Below are 18,550 nucleotides of genomic sequence, written 5' to 3'. Positions count from 1 at the left end.
TAATTTTATTTATCTTTGAGAAAGTTAAAACATTAAAAAAATGAAATTACCAAAGTTTTTATTAGCAGATAATTCGGAGTTTCCAGAAGATCTATTCGTAGTTCATACAGAATATCCAAGATTTATCCTAAACGTTGAGGAAGAAGAAGTTGAGTGGTTAGATGATCTTGAAGGTGATGATGAAGAAACGATGGCAGATGAAGCTACGAAAGTAGTAGAAGCAGCATTCAAATGGTGCGACGAGGAGTTGGCTAAGTACGACGAGGAAGAGGAAGATTAATAATTACACTCTAAACATAAAAAAGGAACTCAATTGAGTTCCTTTTGTTTTTTATTCTGATTTATTGAATTTCAATAATAAAAGATTGTCTTTATATAACTCTAAGGTATTTCCGGTAATCACATATTTGTTTGCTTTTCCCATCATATCCATAAAATTCTGCTCTACCCCGATGTTATTACACATCATTTTTGTAGACCCCATCTGACCTGCAGAAAAACCTCCTGTGGAAGGATCTATTGATGCTGTTCCAAAATAGTTATTGCATCCTGCATTTCCTGTGATCTTTTCCCCTTCAATATTTAATGTTGGAATTTTTCCTTTTACATTGTCAGCCAATGTCCATTTTGTATTTACAAGAGCTGGCTGTGCTTTTCCTACCTTAGATGCAGACGGGCTGCTCATAGTTCCACATGAAGCCAATACTGCTGCTGTACATATACTTAAAAAAAGATTTTTCATTTTTTTCTTTTTGAATTAACCCAAATTTACGGAAATTATATTATTTAAACGGTCTGGAAAGGATTTTATTATCCTTTAACATCTGGTATTTATACTTTATTTTAAATACTATTATTCAATAGTAACATCCCTTTAGCCAGCCTATTTAAAAACAAAAAACGGACTCAAAAGAGTCCGTTTACTATGATAATAAATATTTGTTTACAATTAAGATCTCAATTCGGCATTGAATTCTTTCTGGAAAGACTTGATAAGGGAATCCATTACTTCGGTAATCTCTTTTTCTTCTAACGTCTTTTCTTCGTTTAACAGCTCAAAACTCATTGCATAAGACTTTTTGCCTTCAGGAAGATTCTTACCTTCATATACATCGAATAAATTGATGCTCTTAATGAATGGGGATTTGTTCTTTTTCGCAGTCTGATACAATTCCTGATAATTGATATTTTTGTCAATCAATAAAGCTAAATCTCTTCTGATTTTATTGAATTTCGGGATATCTCTGAATTTCAATTCATTTTTAGAACGGAGTTCCTGAGCATATTCCAGTTCTATCTCAGCATAGAAACAGTCCTGATCAATATCAAAGTCTTTCAATAGTGAAGAAGCTACTTTTCCGATTCTTACTAAAGCTTTTCCATCTGCTTCGTATACCAAAGCATCTGAAAATCTCTCATCAGATAAAGCCACTTCTTTATAATCTACAGCAAGTCTTTCCAATAAAACTTTTACATAAGCTTTAAGGTTGTAGAAACTTACAGCAGATTTTGGCTGAAGCCAGTTTTCAGCAACATCTCTTCCTGATACCAAAACAGCAAGCTGCTTTCTTTCTTCATATTTATCTTTTTTATGATAAATTTTCCCGAATTCAAAGAACTTGATATCCTGATTTTTTCTATTGATATTATATACCGTATTCTGAAGAAGTCCTTCTAATAAAGACTTTCTCATGAATGCCAAATCTCCGCTCAAAGGGTTTAACAGTTTTACAGCATCTGTTTCATCTTTTACAGAAGTTAATGAATTGTTCATTACTTCGTTGAAACCAAGACCTTGTAAAGCTCTTGCCCAGCTGTTTTCCAGTTCATCCTGATCGTTTGCGCTCAGTTTAACCGGTGTAAATGAGAATTTTTGAGGAGCATCTATTTTGTTATAGCCATAGATTCTTAAAATCTCTTCAATGACATCAATTTCTCTTGTTACATCTGCTCTGTAAGCAGGAACAGAGATTTCAAAACCATTAGGAATTTCATTTAAAACCTGAATTTCCAGTGCTTTTAAGATTTCTTTTACTTTTTCTCTGTGGATCTTTGTTCCTAAAATCTGCTCGATTTTTGAAAATCTGATAATCACATAGTTATCTTCAATTTTCTTAGGATATTCTTCCAGTAGCTCTCCTATCAGTTTCCCTTCAGCAATTTCCTGAATCATTTTGATGGCATGAGTAATCGCTGTTCTTGTAAGATTCGGGTCAACTCCTCTTTCAAATCTGAAAGATGCATCTGTATTCAGAGCGTGGGCTTTTGCTCCTTTTCTTACTGCAATAGGATTAAAATATGCACTTTCCAGAAATACTGTTTTTGTAGTTTCAGATACTCCTGAGTTTTCACCTCCAAAAACTCCTGCAATACACATTGGATTATTTTTACCATCTTTGATCATGATTTCAGAACCGTTCAGAGTTCTTTCCACACCATCCAGGGTTGTAAATTTCGTTCCAGGGTTTACTGTTCCGACTTTTACTTTTTTATCTGCAATTTTATCTGCATCAAATGCATGAAGAGGCTGTCCATATCCGTGAAGGATATAGTTGGTAATATCTACAACATTATTGATAGGGCTTAGTCCGATTGCTTTCAATCTGTCTTTCAGCCAGCTTGGAGATTCTGCAATTTTTACATTCTCAATGACAGCACCAATGTATCTTGGGCACAATTCTGCATCTTCAATTTCCAGTTTAAAATCGTGAGAACCTTCGTTATTTAAAACTTCAGATGCTACTTTATTAAACTGAGACTTCAGTTGATTGGTAGAAAGATAGGCATGTAAGTCTCTGGCAACCCCATAGTGAGACATTGCGTCTGTTCTGTTGGGTGTTAAACCAATTTCAAAAACCTCATCATTGGTAAGTTCAAAATAATCTGCAAAGTTCTTCCCTACTTCATATTTGCTTTCATCTAAAACCATGATTCCTCCATGATCTTCGCTAAGGCCAAGTTCATCTTCAGCGCAAATCATTCCCTGAGAGACCTCACTTCTGATTTTTGCTTCTTTAATTTCAAAAAAGTTTCCTGTTTTGTCATAGATTTTGGTTCCGACAACGGCTACAGGAACCGTCTGCCCCGCTTCTACATTAGGAGCTCCGCAAACAATGTTTAACACTTTTCCGTTTCCTATGTCTACTGTTGTCTTCTTCAGTTTATCAGCATTAGGATGTTTTTCGCAAGTTAAAACCTTACCTACAACAATTCCTTCCAGACTGCCTCTTACACTTTCAAATTTATCTATCCCTTCAACTTCAAGACCTATGTCTGTAAGGAATTCACCGATTCTTTCAGTTTTCAATTCCGTTTTTACAAAGTCCTTCAGCCAGTTGTTTGATATTTTCATTTGTTTATCTATCTACTTTTTTAGTTGGTCAGAGGAAACCGAGGGTTTCTTCTGCTTTATTTTGAAACTTTTACTTGAAATTCCACGCCTTTATTCGGTATGATTTTTCGAGCTACAAATGTCGTGTTTTTTTGATAAATAGAGAAATTTCGAAACGATTTTAAGATAATTAATTTTCATTAACAGGTCTCTTCTGAAATTGATAAAACTTTCAACTGCTTCTCATCAGTTAGTTTAAAAATAAATTTAAGAAAGTAAGATCATAATAGATTCTGGCTATGAGTATATTCACCATCTGGTCTGACTATTTTCTTCAGACTGTCAGAAAACAGTACCAAGCCTCCAGCCATCATAATGAGATCCTTCAAAACAAGCCTTCCAGCACCTGACAGATAAGGAAATCCATATTGAGGTGAAGGATAGTCTCCGCCAAGTTCAGGAACATATACTTCCGGAGTTGTAAGCAGAAAGGATAGGGTCACGAAAGACATTAAAAAGGTTAATGCTCCACCAGCAGCTCCTATTTTAGGAAACCAGATCCCCAATACGACCAAAATACCTATTATGAAAATCATCATTCCCAGACCATATGCAAATGAATAGGTTCCATTTTTCTCATGCCAGTCTATATTTTTCTGAACTACTTTTCCCTCCTGATTTTTATACAAAGTATATTCTGAAACAAGTTTGTGATCTTCAGTAAGGACTTTATTACCTGCATTTTTGTAGAAGAAGCTCATAAAGGGACTGTTTGCAACAAAAGGGACAATGCCATCGGCTTCGTATTGAAATGCTTTTAACCCTCCAATCCAGGCCATTACAATGAAAATGGAAATCCTTAAAAGATTTAGAAAGCTTTTATCCAGTTTTACTAAAAGAGCGTATAATTTACTGTTCTGCATTTGATTTATTTTTCACAAATGTATTCAGATGCAGGATGTCTCAACATAGATATTTGAGGACATTACATGGACATTTTCGCCACAACAGAGATCCCTACTTTTTCTCTATACTTTTTAGGAGAGCAGCCCACTGATTTTTTGAAATATCTGCTGAAATAAAACTCATCAGAGAATCCCATTTCCGCAGCAATCTCTTTTACAGAACGATAAGTTAGATGAAGTAGTTTTTTGGACTCCAGAACAATTCTTTCGTTAATAAGCTGGCTGGGTGTTTTTGCAAATTCCTTTTTCACCGCTTTGCTTAATGTACTATTTGTGATATTCAGTTTATCGCTGTAGAATGATAGTTCTTTTTCACTTTTAAAATGGACCTCAAGCAGCTTCTGAAATTCTGCAGCATTTTTACCGGGTAGTTTTTCATTAAAAGCTGATGTATTATCAGCACCGCTTTTCTGTTTGCTCCCAATAGCAAGAATCAGCTGTATATAAGTCTTAATGATTGATTCAGAAAACGGATGCTTTTCAGACTCCTCTTTTTTAATATGGTTAAAAAGCTCAAGAATATATTGATAATTTTCTCTTGACAGCTCAATACCCGGATTCAAATAGATATTATTGAAAAGGAGTCCGTTGCACGCTACCTCTTCTTTATGATATTCTATACAGTAATAATCACCATGAAAGAACAGAATATTAATAATCTCATGAGATTCCGAAGCGAGTTTTAACTTTTGGTAGGGAGACAGAAACAGTATATTATATCCTTTGTATGAATAATTGATATCATCCACAGAGAAAACACCTGTTCCTTTCCACAGAACGACACTATAATTTTCAGTAGCGAAGTCTGAGGGGAAATCTGACGTTTGATAAGATTGTATTTTTATTTCCATGATTAAAAAGTACAATAAAACAAAAGCTGGAAAAATCCAGCTCTTATTTTCTTTTTTATTGATTTAATGTTACAATCCGATCACCGGCATTGATAACATTAATATATTTTCGTTTTCTTCAAGACCGTCAAGAGGTTCGATAATTCCTGGTCTGTTTGGCTGTGACATTTTCATGGTGATATCGTCAGAGCCTAATATTGTTAACATTTCAGTTAAGAATTTCGAGCTAAAACCGATATTGATATCTTCTCCGTTATAGTCACATGGAATCTGCATGTCTGCTTTGTTTGCATATTCTGTATCCTCTGCGTGAAGGTGAAGTATATTTCCTGAAAGCTTAAATCTTACCTGATTGGTTGATTTATTAGACATAATAGATGCTCTTTTAATGGCTCCCAACAACAGGTTCCTGTTGATCGTTAATACATTCGGGTTTTCTTTAGGGATTACCGCTGTATAGTTTGGATATTTTCCATCGATCAGTCTACAGATCCAGATGTGTTTATCAAAAGTAAATTTAGCCATATTCTCATTGAAGTCGATTTTCACGTCTTCATTGGAGCTTGCCAGAATATTTTTGAAAATATTCAGAGGTTTTTTAGGCATGATAAACTCCATTGGCTCAGCATTCATCAGATCTGTTCTTTTGTAAACTACCAATCTGTGAGAATCTGTAGAAACAAAATTGGTTTCATTTTCTCCAAACTGGAAGAGAACTCCTGTCATTACCGGACGAAGAGAGTCATTACTTGTTGCAAATAATGTATTGGTTAAAGCCTCAGACAGAACTCCAGCTGACATTGTTACACTCTGAGAAGCGTCAAATTCCGGCAGCTCAGGGTAATCGTCTGCATTGTCTAATGCTACTGCAAAATTGTCTTTTTCATCTAAAATCTCAAGCTGGCTTCCAGTTCCTTCCGCATTGTCCTTTACAACAAATGTCAAAGGCTGTTCACCATAAGTCTTGATAAAATCCTGAAAAATTTTAGCAGGAACAGCAAATTTACCTGAGTCATCAGACTTCACCTCCAAAGAAGTTACAAGAGTCGTCTCACCGTCAGATGCTGTAATGGTCACATTATTTCCGTCTAATTCAAAAAGATAGTTTTCTAAAATCGGTCTCGATTGAGAGCTTGATATTACGCCACTTACAGTTTGCAAAGCCTTCTGCAGTTCACCACTTGAAATAATAAATTTCATAGATTTATAAAATAAGTTTCTACAAATATAATAAATACATATAACAAAGAAAAAAATAATAGGGAGGAGTTTTTAACAAACATCATCAATCTGTTTGCAGAGTGGATATTATGTACAGATTCTATAGTTTTTATTCTTCCTGAGAAAAATATGGACGCTGGAATCACTCAACCTTCTTTTTTATCCTGTATTCCAAATATAGCATATTAAAAATTATAATCAAAATACAAAACCTATCTTTGCTGTTAAAGTAGAAAAAGCCATGCAAAAACCACCTATCCATAAAAGTTTTCTCAATGCTTTCCGTGGTATTGCCATGATGATAAAGACAGAAAGGAATTTTCAGATTGAGCTGGTGGCTTTCTTCGTCAATCTGTTTTTAATTTTTTATTTACAGGTCAGCAGTATGGATGCCGTTCTTATTCTTATGGTCTCATTTGCCGTTTTAAGTGCTGAAATTTTCAACACAGCCATTGAGAAGATATGTGATGTCATTCAACCCGATTTTGACAAAAGAATAGGTTTTATTAAAGATATTGCTGCCGGAGCAGTAGTGCTGATGGCATTAACTTCTGTTATTGCTGGAATCCTTATTTACAGGAAATATATTTTTTAGTTATGTAGTATACGGCTACGGCTTTATTTTTCTTAATTTTTTATAAAATTTAAAGAATGGTTTAAATAATTTAATAATTTTCATTAAGTTCGCCAAAAAATTGTTTATGAAAAAGGTTTTAGCAGGAATCTTATTTACAGGCGTTCTTTCATCATGCAATATGGGTGATAGTGAATTGCCTGCTTATGAGAATAATGAGAACAACAATACTATGGTTGTAGGAGTGTGGAAGATACAAACGCAATATCAAATTTCAGGTGCTGATAAGACAACTGTTATTAAAGAAACTCTTCCTGATGATTGTAAAAAGCAAGGAACGTATGAGTTCAGAAATGACGGAAAATATTATATGATTGATTATAACACAATTAATGGCAATTGTGTAAAAGCTGAAACTACATCATCATATCAGTATGACCCTGTTCAAATGAAACTAACCATTAATAACAGCAGTTCAGAAGTACTAGATCTATCTGCCAATAAACTTACTATTCTGGCAGCGGACACTCAGGACTTCAACGGTGATGGTATTAATGATTATATAAAAACAGTTTTTTATAAGTAAATCTTTGTAATAATATATAGAGCCTGCTGTCTAAAGTGACTGGCAGGCTTTTTTTATTAAATATCAAGTTCTATTTCACAGCAATTAATATATTTACTTCTTCATCTGAAGGATTTTGTGTTTTTTTCCCATAGAGTTCAAAATCAGCTGTAAATGCTCTGTCCAGATCCATATTCCATATTTTAAACCATTCATTAATGACTAAATCTTCTGCAAGATTTCCTTTTGCTGTAAACTTAATGTAATTCCCCCCGTCAAAAGATTTGCCTACCATTCCTTCGGGGATATCGTCCAGATTTTCAACCCTGCATCCTAATACTGTTGTATAGGGCTTTGTATGGTCTTTTTCATAGTCGGTATAAATAGAGTATACTGTATCATCTATTTTTTTGGGAATATTATTAAGAACATTATCGTTTATCAGTTTTTCCCATAACAGAGGGATATCCTTTGCCGCCTGGTTATTTTCATTGGTAGTTCTTACTGAGATTCCGATGATGTTAAAAGGCTCTACTTTGATGTTGTCCATTGTTTATTTTCTTTTAGGTAATAAAGATAATAACAGATTGTGACATATGTATGTCAGTAGCTTTTTGATATTGATTTTAAAACAGCTTTTTAAAAGTTGTGGCTAAAGCCAATGGGTGGAATTTAAACTAAAGGCGGACTAAAGCCCGCCACTATTGATGTTTGATATGTTTTATTGAAGAAAAGAATTTGTATTTCTAAAAAATCATTTTCCTACGTAAATAAATCCTTTATTGCCAGATTTAAAAACAGTTTCAATTCTTTTGTAGTCATCCACCTCATATTCATCTGCCTGAAGGATTTCCTCTTCTGTTACTTCAAAAAGCACCCCTTCCACTTTATGATTATCATTTCCTGAAAATGTAAGCACAGGATGATACTTCTGCCCGCTTTTACGAAGCACTTCGGGATCGGTTATTTCAATCATATTCAATTGATACCCGGAAAGAATATCTTTTGTTCCCTTTAGAATACGTCCAAAGGTTTCAAGCTGTACCTGCTCTTTCTGCAGGGTTCCGTAGGAGAATAATTTAGGCATTATAAATATTTTTCAATGATTGGGATTGCGACTTCAGCCATCATTCCATAGCCTTTTTCATTCGGATGAACTCCGTCTGCGGAAAGTAAAAATTCTTTATCTTCTACAAAAGCGCTATAGAAATCTATATATGTCAAAGACTCACCAGCGGCAATATCTTTAAGAATCTGGTTATAAAGGATGACATCTTCGTTGGTTCTCAGCTTGCCAGAACTTGCCACTACTCCATCCACTTTCCTTGCAAAAGGAAGAATGCTCACCAGGTAAATATCGTTGGAAAATTGCTTCGCGAATTGAACGGCTGTTTTAATATTATTTCTAAACTGTTCGGGATTTACGATTTGTACCCCTTCTTTGATGGCAAGGTCATTCGCTCCATAACTGATAAAAACAAGGTTTCCATCTGGTGAATTTCTCGCACTTAATTCATGAGGCATTCTTTTAAGCAATCCTTCTGTAGTTTCTCCTCCAATTCCTAGGTTATAAAGAATCAACTCATCACCGTTTCCTTCATGAAATTTCTGCAAAGCGTATCTTTTCAGGATATCCACCCAGCCTCCAAAAACTCCGTCATATTCTCCATAAGTAATACTGTCGCCAAAGAACAGTCCGTAAATCATTTTCTTCATGTAATCAACTCTTATTTTATTCCGGTAAAAATATTAAGAATAAAGGAATTTCTGATACAACTTAACTTATTTTAAAATCTTCACTTTCATTAAATGGTTAGTTCCCGCACTTATGATCTATCAATGCAATGTCAGCGTAATATTAATATGTGACTGAATAATTTCAATCAGGATATCGAACAGCGTCTGCCCTTTCCCCTCCATCAAATTATCCAGTTTCTGCTGAATCAGTTCTATGTTGAAAGGTTTTCCCTGTCTGAGTTTATTTTCGTAAAATTCACGAGTTGCATTAAAGCCCAGATCTTCTTTTGATTTCTGTGACTCTTTCCAGATGATTTCAATTTCCTCATTATTTTCAAAGACTCCAAAACCTCCGTAGAGTATATCATCAAAACCGTCTAAAGTTCCTACTTTCCAATCTGTATCTTTCATCAGGACATTGGAAATTTCTTCATAGAAACCCGCCAGAGATGAAAAATGACCGCCATGGATGACGATCATTTTTCTTGTATTGTTATTTGAAGTATTCAACACCGTTTTTGAATATATTGTGATAATTCGCAGTAGGTATGTTTTTCATAAGACCATCCGTAAATCTTTCCGGGTGTCCCATTCTTCCGTAGATCTTGCCACATGAACTTGTGACCCCTTCGATTCCGAATAATGAGTTATTGGGGTTAAAAGGCATTCCGTGGGCGATGTTTCCATCAAAATCGATGTATTGGGTTGCAATCTGCCCGTTTTCATACAACTTTTTAATTTCTTCTTCTGAAGCCATAAAACGTCCTTCACCGTGAGAAATCGGAATTGTGAATGTCTGGTCTTTCATTCCTTTTAACCAAGGGCTTTCGTCATTCACCACTTTTACCGTCACCATCTGGGAAATATGTCTTCTGATGGCGTTGTGGGCCAAAGTTGGAGAGTTTTCATCCAGATCTTTGATTCTTCCGTATGGCAATAATCCTGATTTAACCAATGCCTGGAAACCGTTGCAGATTCCGATGATCATTCCATCTCTGTCTAATAATTCGTGAACGGCATTTCTCATTTTCTCATTTTTCAGAACGTTGACAATGAATTTTGCAGAACCATCAGGCTCATCACCTGCAGAGAAACCTCCTGAGAAAGCTAATATCTGAGATGTTCTAATCTCTTTCACCCAGGCATCAATGCTTTCTTCAAGCAATTGGTGGCTGATATTAATTAAAGGTAAACTGCTTACTACAGCACCTTCTTTTTGGAATGCATTCAAAGTATCATACTCACAGTTGGTTCCCGGGAATACAGGAGCAAAAACTTTAGGTTGCGCAATTCCATGTTTTTTAATGATGATATTTCTTGGGTTGATGGAGTTGTGTTTAGCATCAATTTCAACCGTAATCTTTTCTTTTTCTACTGTTGGGAAAAGTTTTTCGAATGTATTTGTATAAGCAGATACTAGATCCAAGATACTAGATTCAAGACTGTTGATTTTCAAAATTCCTGAATCCTTTACTTCTCCGATCAACTGAAGAGCTGTTGAGCTTAATTCTTCTTTTGATTCAATGACTAAGCTACCGATATTTTTAGCCAATAAAGTGTTTTCATCAGCACTGATCTCGGCACCCAATCTGTTTCCGAAGCTCATTTTCGCTAATGCTACAGCAACTCCACCATCTTTCACTGTTTTTACAGAAATGATTTTTCCGGATTTGATGTTTTCGAAGATGAATTCATAAACATCTTTTAAAGCATCATAGTTAGGGAGACCGTTTTCCTGAGCAACGTGGTTAAAGAAATAAATTTTGTTCCCAGCTGCTTTAAATTCCGGAGAAATGATATTTTGCTTTTCTCCATTAGCACAGGCAAAAGAGATCAATGTCGGCGGAACATTCAGATCCTGGTACGTTCCACTCATTGAATCTTTTCCTCCTATAGCAGCCAGACCAAGGTTGATCTGAGCGTCATAAGCTCCTAAAAGAGAAGCTAAAGGTTTCCCCCACTTTTCAGGAGACTGACCCAGTTTTTCAAAATATTCCTGGAAGCTCAGTCTGATATTTTTGTAATCGCCACCCATCGCAACAATCTTCGCCACGCTTTCTACGACAGCATAAGATGCTCCTAATAATGAGTTTTGTTTTGAAATTTCAGCATCGAATCCCCAGCTTGCCAGAGAAACGGTTTTGATATCTTTTGCTCCTAAAACAGGTAGTGTCTGAACACTTCCTTCCATCAAAGTCTGCTGATATTTTCCTCCTAAAGGCATCGCTACAGTAGTTGCACCGATGGAAGAGTCGAACATTTCCAGTAATCCTTTTTGGGAAGCTACGTTTTTATCTTTTAAGATGTTCAGGAAGTTTTCTTCCGTGAATACTTTTGTTTCTTCTTTTACTTCTTCAAGATGGGTGATCTTCACTTCCTGAGATTTTGAACATCCGTTCGTATCAAGGAACTCTCTTGAAAGGTCTACAATTTTGTCTCCTTTCCAGAACATCTGCATTCTTCCTGAATCTGTCACTTTTGCTACTTCTACGGCAACAATATTTTCAGCTTCGCAGAATTTGATGAACTGTTCTTTATCTTTCGGATCTACCACAACAGCCATTCTTTCCTGAGATTCAGAAATAGCCAGCTCCGTTCCGTTTAATCCTTCATATTTTAATGGCAATACATCAAGGTTTACTTCCAAAGAGTCTGCAATTTCTCCAATAGCTACAGAAACACCTCCGGCACCGAAATCGTTTGATTTCTTGATGAGTCTTGTTAATTCAGGGTTTCTGAATAATCTTTGGATTTTACGTTCTTCTACAGCATTTCCTTTCTGAACTTCAGAACTCATGGTATGAATAGAAGTTTCGTCCTGCTCTTTTGAGCTTCCGCTTGCTCCTCCTACTCCGTCACGACCTGTTGCACCTCCTAAAATAATGATTGAATCGCCATTTGCAGGTTTTTCACGTCTTACCCATTCTACAGGTACGGCTCCGGTAACGAAACCTACTTCCATTCTCTTGGCTTTGTAGCCATCGTCATAGATTTCAGAAACCATCGTAGTCGCCAAGCCGATCTGGTTACCATAAGATGAATATCCGTTGGCAGCCTGTTTAGTAATAGTTTTCTGAGGTAATTTTCCTGGTAATGTTTTGTCAACTGATTCTAAAACATCTGCAGCACCCGTTAATCTCATTGCCTGGAATACGAAAGATCTTCCAGATAAAGGGTCTCTGATTGCTCCTCCTAAACAAGTAGAAGCTCCACCGAAAGGTTCAATTTCTGTTGGGTGGTTGTGTGTTTCGTTTTTGAATAGTAAATACCAGGGTTCTTTTTTACCGTCGTATTCTGCTTCAATCTGGATGGTACATGCATTAATCTCATCAGAAATCACCAGGTTATCCAGGTTTCCTGTTTTATGGAAATATTTACCGCATACTGTTGCCAGATCCATTAACGAAATCGGCTTCAGCTCGCGGCCTAAGAATTTTCTTTTCTCGATATAGTCATTGAAAATGGTTTCCAATGTATGTTTGAATGCTCCTTCAAACTGAATGTTTGATAATTCTGTTTCGAAAGTTGTATGACGACAGTGATCGCTCCAGTAGGTATCTAATACTTTCAGTTCAGTTTCTGTAGGGTTTCTCTCCTCAGTTTTGAAGTACTCCTGAATGAATTTCAGGTCATCTAATCCTAATGCAAAACCATGATTATTATAGAATTTTTCAAGTTCAGCGTCATTGAAATTAATGAAATTTTCGTGAATTAACACCTTGGATGGTGTTTCATCAGCTGGAATATCTAAGATAGACAGGTCCTTTTCCTGAGATTCCACTTTATTGATCAAAAGGTCTTTGATTTTCACCAAATCAGCTTCTGAAACTCCTTCAAATTCGATCAGTTTTCCACTTCTTACTTTTGACTTTTCATTTTCTGTCAGCAAAGCAATACACTGTTGTGCAGAGTCTGCTCTCTGGTCATACTGGCCAGGTAAAAACTCCATTCCGAAATGGATTGTTTTTGCCGGGTTTTCTGTGTGTAAAATATCAGTAACCGGGTCTACAAAAGTGTTGTTTACCACTTTTCCGAATTCTCCGTCATTCAGGTTGAAAATATCATATACATTGTATACTTTCACACTCTGAACAGCCGGAACAACTGCTTTTACTTCATCAAAAATTTTTGGACTTTCAACATCGAAAATACCTCTCTTTTCTACGAAAATTCTTTTGTTATTAGACATTAGATGTCAGATTTTAATATTAGATTTATTTTTTATTTTCAAATTTATTTCTTGCTATCTCTATTGAACGATGCAATTTTTCAAGCAAAACTTTTTCTGAGGGCAGGATAAGCAAATATTCTGCAATTTTTATGTTATCCCCTTCCAGATTCATTAATTCTATATGTTCAGAATTTTTTCCGGAGCAAAGAATTAAACCAATCGGTGAATTTTCACCTTCTACTTTTTCATATGTATTAAGATAAGAGAGATAAAGTTCCATCTGGCCTTTATGGCTTGCTTCAAACTCTCCCAGTTTCAGTTCAATCACTACTAAGGATTTTAGTTTTCGATGATAGAAAAGCAAATCCAAGTAATAATCTCTACTATCTATAGTGATTCTTTTTTGTCTTGAAAGAAATGCAAAATCACTTCCTAATTCAGAAATAAATTTTTGAAGTTCCACAATAATTGCTTCTTCTAAATCTTTTTCAGAAAAAGTATCTTTCAGTTCTAAAAAATCAAGAAAATAGGGGTCTTTAAAAACCAAGTCCGGATTTAAAATATTATTTTCAGACCAATTCTTAAGTTCTCTATCAATAATTTCTTCAGGCTTTTTACTTATTGCTGTACGCTCAAAAAGCAGAGAATTAATTTTTTCTCTTAAAATTCTGACACTCCAGTTTTCAATTTTACAAACTTCCAGATAAAAGTTTCTTTTGGTATCTTCTGAAATTGGAATCAGAATTAAGAAATGAGTCCATGATAATTGTCGCATCGCTGATGCGACAATTTCAAAATCATTAAAAACAGACGCAAACTGCATCATTTTTCTGATATTTTTTTCAGAAAATGAACTTCCAAATTCTACAGTAAGCTGGTCAGAAATCTGTAAAATGGTCTCTTTGCCGTATTCTGCTCTTTTATTTTCTAAAACATCTTCATTGATTCTTTGTCCGATTTTCCAGTACAAAACCACCATAGCCGAGTTTACCTTAGCCGCGACCTGACTTCTTGTCTTGTCTACCAGCTCTTTGAGATCGGTAATTAACTGATGGTTATGATTCTGTAACATTATCAAAAAATTAGATGCCAGATTATATTATTAGATTTATTTTTACTTTTTTAGGTTTGAATACTTTATTTTAAAGCATAAAAACTAAATTATTATCTTCTGTTCCGTCAATATTGGACGCATTTTTAGGAGTCGTCATCCAACTCTCTTTATTGAGTACAAATTTAAAAGAATATATCTTACCTTTTTCAAATTTGGTAAGCGGAACTTCTAATTCAAACAGATTTTCACCTTTTTTCTTCATCTGATATTCTTTGTTTCCGGGATTCCAGTCATTGAAACTACCTGCTACGGAAACAGAGTGGATGAGTTTTGAATCCATTTTCTCAGGATGGGCGTAAGAAAAAACAGCATTATTTCCTCTAACGGAATATCCGTATACCTGTTTTTTATCTGAAGTATTGGTAAGATCTTCAATCAAATTTGTCGCTGTACTATGGAGTATACCAAGTGTTTCCGGATTGCTGATGTTTATAATCATACAAATTCCGGCATTCAATTCAGGGTATATCATAAACATGGTTTGTGTACCATACGCCCCACCATGTTTGAATCCTGATTTTCCTTTTTCAGTTACATAATAATCATCCCAAAAATACCCATGCCATTTTTCTTTGCTTCCTTCTATATTTTTTTGAGATTCCTGTGCTATTTTATTTTGTGGGTTAAGTTCTTCCTTCATGAACTTCATCAAATCGCCCAAACTGGATTTTGTTTTTGCTCCAGTAGAGCTCCAGAGATTTGAATTGAAATGAGGCATTAAACGATGATTACCACAGCAATATCCATTTGCCAGTGATTCATTTTTATCTAATGTAAATTTAGTATGTTTCATTCCCAATCCTGAAAAAATATTCTCGTCAAAAATTGTTTCGATACTTTTTCCATATACGTTCTCTAAAATCACTCCTGTTAATTCAAGGCTTAAGTTACTATATTTATATTTTGTACCGGGAATTGTATCTAGTTTAACGTTTTTTAGGTCTTTAAAAAACTGTTCTTTAGAATAGTCGGCTGCCAGCTTATTGATTAAAAAAGGAGTCTCGTCAGTTAAGTTTTGATATAATTTCTCATCATCAGGCAGAGTTCGAGGTAATGCTGTTGTATAAGATATAACATTCTTTATTTTAATGGGTGTACCATTATATTCCAGATTCGGGTAATCATTTTTAAGATATTTACGGATATCATCTTCCAGGCTGATCTTGCCGTCCAAAACAGCTTTAGCCAGGAGCTGGCCTGTAAAAAGCTTGGTCACAGAAGCTATTTCAAAATAGGTATCGTCATTTGCTTTATTCCTTTTCCCTTTATCTACTTCACCAAAATGTTTAGTATAGGTTTTGCCATCTTTCAAAATTCCTATAGAAACTGAATACGCCCCAGATTTTTGGGCAAGCTGCTGAGCGTTTGCATCCATTATTGAATAAATTGCTTTATCATTTTGAGCATAGTTTTTTATGAATGTTAATAAAGCAAGTGCAAATACCAATATACTTTTTTTCATTAAGTTTAATTCTGTTCGTTCATGAATTTGTTCGGGTTATCTGTATGTTCTTTCTGAAAGTCTTTGGCATTTTTTATTTCATCTTTCAGCCATTCTGCAAAAGGAATTTTTTCCTCATTATAACTATTTAATGCATAGAATGTGCTGCCATCTTCTGAAACCATAAATTTAAATCGATACAGCATATCCAATTCATTTTTTTCATGATTATAGGTATTTACCTGATAATAAGGAAAGTTTTCTTTGGGTCTTTCTACGATTTCAAAAAAGAGTTTCTTTTCTTTATCAGACAATTTGTTGTAGACATTCACATGATACAGGTCTGAAAGCTTTTTATTTTGTTTTTCAAAGAACTTAAGAATATTTTTTTCTTTTTCGTTGTATTGAAAGGGATTTGGATAATATTTCCCATCAATTTCTACATCTTTCTCAGAGTGTTTTGCCAGTGGCTGAACGATTTTTCCTTGGGTATTCATTATTCCCCAATTTCCACCTACAACAGCTTTATGTTCATCATCTGTCTTTTCCCAATCGCAGCCATCGCAGAATGCAGCATATCCATAGTTGAAGGGGACCGCAAAATCATGTTCAGGCTGAATGACTGTTTTTCCATTTCGGTCTGCAAAGCCTATTTTACCGTTTTTAACCAATCTTCTGAATCCTTCAGAAAAATAATCAGCTCCGTTATCATACATAAATGGCTGATACAAATAGTTTCCTTTTCTGTCATAAATATATCCCCATGCATATTTCTCATGCTCCTCTCCTGCTTTAGTTCCATCAAAATGAATGGTCTCTCCGTCTACTGGATCTCCGTCTTTAAGGTATGAAAAGACTTTGAACTGTGCAGGAACAATGATTTTTCCGTCTTTATTTTTTACTCCAACCAGAGAATCTTTGGATTTAAAATAATATAAAGTTTCTTTTACCTGAGCAAAAGAAATGACTGGTGTCAACAGAATGGCTACTAGCAGTTTTTTCATATTCATTGGGTTGGAAATAAAATATGCAGCCGAAAAGACTGCATATCATTTTATACTTTAAGATCAGCTTCTAATCCTATTAAGTCTTTGTTTTGGTCTATAATCGGCTGTACTTCATTTTGGATGAATTCCTCCGTCTGAATCGGCGCGAAACCAATAAAGTTTTTAGGATCTAAAACTTCTTTCAGTTTTGATTTGTCCAGCTTTAAAGAATCATCATTTAAGATTCTTTCGATAAGATCGTTTTCTTTTCCTTCTTCTTTCACTTTCTTGGAAGCTTCCATAGAGTGAACTCTGATCACTTCGTGAATTTCCTGGCGGTCACCACCAGCTTTTACTTCTTCCATGATAATGTATTCTGTTGCCATGAAAGGAAGTTCTTCCATTATATGTTTGTTGATTCTGTTCGGATATACTACAATTCCGTTCATAATGTTATTCCAGATCAATAGAATAGCATCAACAGCTAAAAATGCCTGAGGAATTGTCAATCTCTTGTTAGCAGAGTCATCTAATGTTCTTTCAAACCATTGTGTAGAAGCTACCATTGCAGAGCTTGTAGTCAGAGACATTACATATTTTGCCAATGCCCCGATTCTTTCGCTTCTCATGGGGTTACGTTTGTAAGCCATTGCGGATGAACCGATCTGGTTTTTCTCGAATGGTTCTTCAATTTCCTTAAGGTTTTGAAGTAAACGTAAGTCGTTTGTAAATTTATGTGCAGATTGAGCAATGTTACCTAGCAAAGCAACTACTTTAGCATCAATTTTTCTGTCGTAAGTCTGTCCGGAAACTCCGAAAACTTTTTCGAAGCCGAATCTTTTTGAAAGTTCTTTATCTAAGTGTTTTACTTTTGTATAATCACCATTGAAAAGTTCAAGGAAACTTGCAGCCGTTCCTGTAGTTCCTTTTACACCTCTGAAACGAAGGGTCTCAAGGAAGAAGTCTAATTCTTCAATATCAAGAACCAAACTCTGTAACCAAAGGGTAGCTCTTTTCCCCACTGTCGTTAACTGAGCAGGTTGAAAGTGAGTAAATCCTAAAGTGGGAAGATCTTTATACTGAATAGCAAAGTCTGCTAGGTTTTTCATCACATTGACCAACTTTTTCTTTAAGATCAAAAGTCCGTCACGGATCTGAATTAAGTCTGTATTATCTCCTACAAAAGCTGAAGTTGCTCCCAAATGGATAATTCCTTTTGCTGAAGGTGCCACATCACCATATGTGTGAACATGAGCCATTACATCATGACGGAATTTCTTTTCGTATTCTGCTGCTTTATCATAATCAATGTTTTCAGCATTCGCTTTCAGTTCTGCAATCTGCTCGTCTGAAATGTCAAGACCAAGATCTTTTTCGATCTCAGCTAAAGCAATCCAAAGCTTTCTCCAGGTACGGAATTTGTTATTGTGTGAGAAATTAAACAACATTTCTTCACTGGAATAGCGTTCTTCCAATGGATTTTTGTAGGAATTCATTCGTTCTTTTACTTTTTAGATGTACAAAAATACGGTTTTTCATTGAGAGTTGAAAATCCTGTTTTTATGATTTTTATTTATTTTTTTTGCCGGATATG

17 protein-coding genes are annotated in these 18,550 nt (G+C 35.2%); 3 read left to right on the top strand and 14 right to left on the bottom strand.

Going from position 1 to position 18,550, the window contains the following annotated elements:
* Positions 1 to 40 precede the first annotated feature (40 nt).
* Positions 41 to 280, top strand: a complete 240-nt coding sequence (locus AC27VX_RS14120) for a DUF8828 family protein (RefSeq protein ID WP_002977986.1) — start codon at positions 41 to 43, stop codon at positions 278 to 280.
* A 51-nt stretch (positions 281 to 331) separates the two neighbouring features.
* Here the strand turns inward: AC27VX_RS14120 and AC27VX_RS14115 are convergent, their stop codons facing one another.
* The 5 genes from AC27VX_RS14115 to dnaN all read right to left on the bottom strand — a co-directional run bounded on the left by AC27VX_RS14115 (position 332) and on the right by dnaN (position 6,347).
* Complete coding sequence (locus AC27VX_RS14115) at positions 332 to 742, bottom strand: META domain-containing protein (RefSeq protein WP_236854951.1); 411 nt, start codon at positions 740 to 742, stop codon at positions 332 to 334.
* Between the two features lie 207 nt (positions 743 to 949).
* A complete protein-coding gene (gene pheT / locus AC27VX_RS14110) occupies positions 950 to 3,352 on the bottom strand; it encodes a phenylalanine--tRNA ligase subunit beta (RefSeq protein ID WP_236854952.1) in 2,403 nt (800 codons plus the stop codon).
* A gap of 260 nt (positions 3,353 to 3,612) precedes the next feature.
* Positions 3,613 to 4,254: a DUF417 family protein gene (locus AC27VX_RS14105; RefSeq protein WP_488696211.1), complete on the bottom strand. Its 642-nt coding sequence runs from the start codon at positions 4,252 to 4,254 to the stop codon at positions 3,613 to 3,615.
* A gap of 62 nt (positions 4,255 to 4,316) precedes the next feature.
* Complete coding sequence (locus AC27VX_RS14100) at positions 4,317 to 5,147, bottom strand: AraC family transcriptional regulator (protein ID WP_488696209.1); 831 nt, start codon at positions 5,145 to 5,147, stop codon at positions 4,317 to 4,319.
* 69 nt (positions 5,148 to 5,216) lie between these two features.
* Entirely contained in the window at positions 5,217 to 6,347 is a 1,131-nt protein-coding gene (dnaN, locus tag AC27VX_RS14095) for a DNA polymerase III subunit beta (RefSeq protein WP_236854955.1), read from the bottom strand.
* A gap of 262 nt (positions 6,348 to 6,609) precedes the next feature.
* Here dnaN and AC27VX_RS14090 point away from each other — a divergent pair, with 262 nt between their 5' ends.
* Positions 6,610 to 6,963 (top strand): diacylglycerol kinase family protein, encoded by a 354-nt coding sequence (locus tag AC27VX_RS14090; RefSeq protein ID WP_236854956.1) that lies wholly within the window; start codon positions 6,610 to 6,612, stop codon positions 6,961 to 6,963.
* Between the two features lie 106 nt (positions 6,964 to 7,069).
* Positions 7,070 to 7,528: a lipocalin family protein gene (locus AC27VX_RS14085; RefSeq protein WP_236854957.1), complete on the top strand. Its 459-nt coding sequence runs from the start codon at positions 7,070 to 7,072 to the stop codon at positions 7,526 to 7,528.
* Between the two features lie 70 nt (positions 7,529 to 7,598).
* Here the strand turns inward: AC27VX_RS14085 and AC27VX_RS14080 are convergent, their stop codons facing one another.
* From AC27VX_RS14080 to purB, 9 genes are all read right to left on the bottom strand, one after another.
* Complete coding sequence (locus tag AC27VX_RS14080; protein WP_236854958.1) at positions 7,599 to 8,057, bottom strand: GyrI-like domain-containing protein; 459 nt, start codon at positions 8,055 to 8,057, stop codon at positions 7,599 to 7,601.
* Positions 8,058 to 8,261: 204 nt separating this feature from the next.
* A complete protein-coding gene (locus tag AC27VX_RS14075) occupies positions 8,262 to 8,594 on the bottom strand; it encodes a gamma-glutamylcyclotransferase family protein (protein ID WP_236854959.1) in 333 nt (110 codons plus the stop codon).
* Entirely contained in the window at positions 8,594 to 9,223 is a 630-nt protein-coding gene (locus AC27VX_RS14070; RefSeq protein ID WP_488696205.1) for an SGNH/GDSL hydrolase family protein, read from the bottom strand. Before AC27VX_RS14070 ends, AC27VX_RS14075 begins: the two co-directional genes overlap by 1 nt.
* Positions 9,224 to 9,343: 120 nt before the next feature.
* Complete coding sequence (locus tag AC27VX_RS14065) at positions 9,344 to 9,757, bottom strand: barstar family protein (RefSeq protein WP_488696203.1); 414 nt, start codon at positions 9,755 to 9,757, stop codon at positions 9,344 to 9,346.
* Positions 9,738 to 13,433, bottom strand: a complete 3,696-nt coding sequence (locus AC27VX_RS14060) for a phosphoribosylformylglycinamidine synthase (protein ID WP_488696201.1) — start codon at positions 13,431 to 13,433, stop codon at positions 9,738 to 9,740. The genes AC27VX_RS14065 and AC27VX_RS14060 overlap by 20 nt, the downstream gene beginning before the upstream one ends.
* Before the next feature lie 25 nt (positions 13,434 to 13,458).
* Entirely contained in the window at positions 13,459 to 14,487 is a 1,029-nt protein-coding gene (locus AC27VX_RS14055; protein WP_488696199.1) for a PDDEXK nuclease domain-containing protein, read from the bottom strand.
* 70 nt (positions 14,488 to 14,557) lie between these two features.
* A complete protein-coding gene (locus tag AC27VX_RS14050) occupies positions 14,558 to 15,991 on the bottom strand; it encodes a serine hydrolase (protein WP_236854964.1) in 1,434 nt (477 codons plus the stop codon).
* A gap of 5 nt (positions 15,992 to 15,996) precedes the next feature.
* Positions 15,997 to 16,974: a WG repeat-containing protein gene (locus AC27VX_RS14045; protein WP_236854965.1), complete on the bottom strand. Its 978-nt coding sequence runs from the start codon at positions 16,972 to 16,974 to the stop codon at positions 15,997 to 15,999.
* 50 nt (positions 16,975 to 17,024) lie between these two features.
* Entirely contained in the window at positions 17,025 to 18,452 is a 1,428-nt protein-coding gene (purB, locus tag AC27VX_RS14040; protein ID WP_300688026.1) for an adenylosuccinate lyase, read from the bottom strand.
* Positions 18,453 to 18,550 lie beyond the last annotated feature (98 nt).

Source organism: Chryseobacterium sp. 14P4.3.2 (assembly GCF_057799275.1).
Note: the sequence above shows the minus strand (reverse complement) of the source record. Positions and strands in the feature narration are given on the sequence as shown.

Bases quoted from the DNA above. Each gene is read 5' to 3' on its own strand.
- AC27VX_RS14100 (WP_488696209.1), bottom strand. From the start codon at position 5,147: ATGGAAATAAAAATACAATCTTATCAAACGTCAGATTTCCCCTCAGAC.
- dnaN (WP_236854955.1), bottom strand. From the start codon at position 6,347: ATGAAATTTATTATTTCAAGTGGTGAACTGCAGAAGGCTTTGCAAACT.
- AC27VX_RS14055 (WP_488696199.1), bottom strand. From the start codon at position 14,487: ATGTTACAGAATCATAACCATCAGTTAATTACCGATCTCAAAGAGCTG.
- AC27VX_RS14085 (WP_236854957.1), top strand. From the start codon at position 7,070: ATGAAAAAGGTTTTAGCAGGAATCTTATTTACAGGCGTTCTTTCATCA.
- AC27VX_RS14060 (WP_488696201.1), bottom strand. From the start codon at position 13,433: ATGTCTAATAACAAAAGAATTTTCGTAGAAAAGAGAGGTATTTTCGAT.
- AC27VX_RS14045 (WP_236854965.1), bottom strand. From the start codon at position 16,974: ATGAAAAAACTGCTAGTAGCCATTCTGTTGACACCAGTCATTTCTTTT.
- pheT (WP_236854952.1), bottom strand. From the start codon at position 3,352: ATGAAAATATCAAACAACTGGCTGAAGGACTTTGTAAAAACGGAATTG.
- AC27VX_RS14090 (WP_236854956.1), top strand. From the start codon at position 6,610: ATGCAAAAACCACCTATCCATAAAAGTTTTCTCAATGCTTTCCGTGGT.
- purB (WP_300688026.1), bottom strand. From the start codon at position 18,452: ATGAATTCCTACAAAAATCCATTGGAAGAACGCTATTCCAGTGAAGAA.
- AC27VX_RS14080 (WP_236854958.1), bottom strand. From the start codon at position 8,057: ATGGACAACATCAAAGTAGAGCCTTTTAACATCATCGGAATCTCAGTA.
- AC27VX_RS14050 (WP_236854964.1), bottom strand. From the start codon at position 15,991: ATGAAAAAAAGTATATTGGTATTTGCACTTGCTTTATTAACATTCATA.
- AC27VX_RS14120 (WP_002977986.1), top strand. From the start codon at position 41: ATGAAATTACCAAAGTTTTTATTAGCAGATAATTCGGAGTTTCCAGAA.
- AC27VX_RS14070 (WP_488696205.1), bottom strand. From the start codon at position 9,223: ATGAAGAAAATGATTTACGGACTGTTCTTTGGCGACAGTATTACTTAT.
- AC27VX_RS14075 (WP_236854959.1), bottom strand. From the start codon at position 8,594: ATGCCTAAATTATTCTCCTACGGAACCCTGCAGAAAGAGCAGGTACAG.
- AC27VX_RS14115 (WP_236854951.1), bottom strand. From the start codon at position 742: ATGAAAAATCTTTTTTTAAGTATATGTACAGCAGCAGTATTGGCTTCA.
- AC27VX_RS14105 (WP_488696211.1), bottom strand. From the start codon at position 4,254: ATGCAGAACAGTAAATTATACGCTCTTTTAGTAAAACTGGATAAAAGC.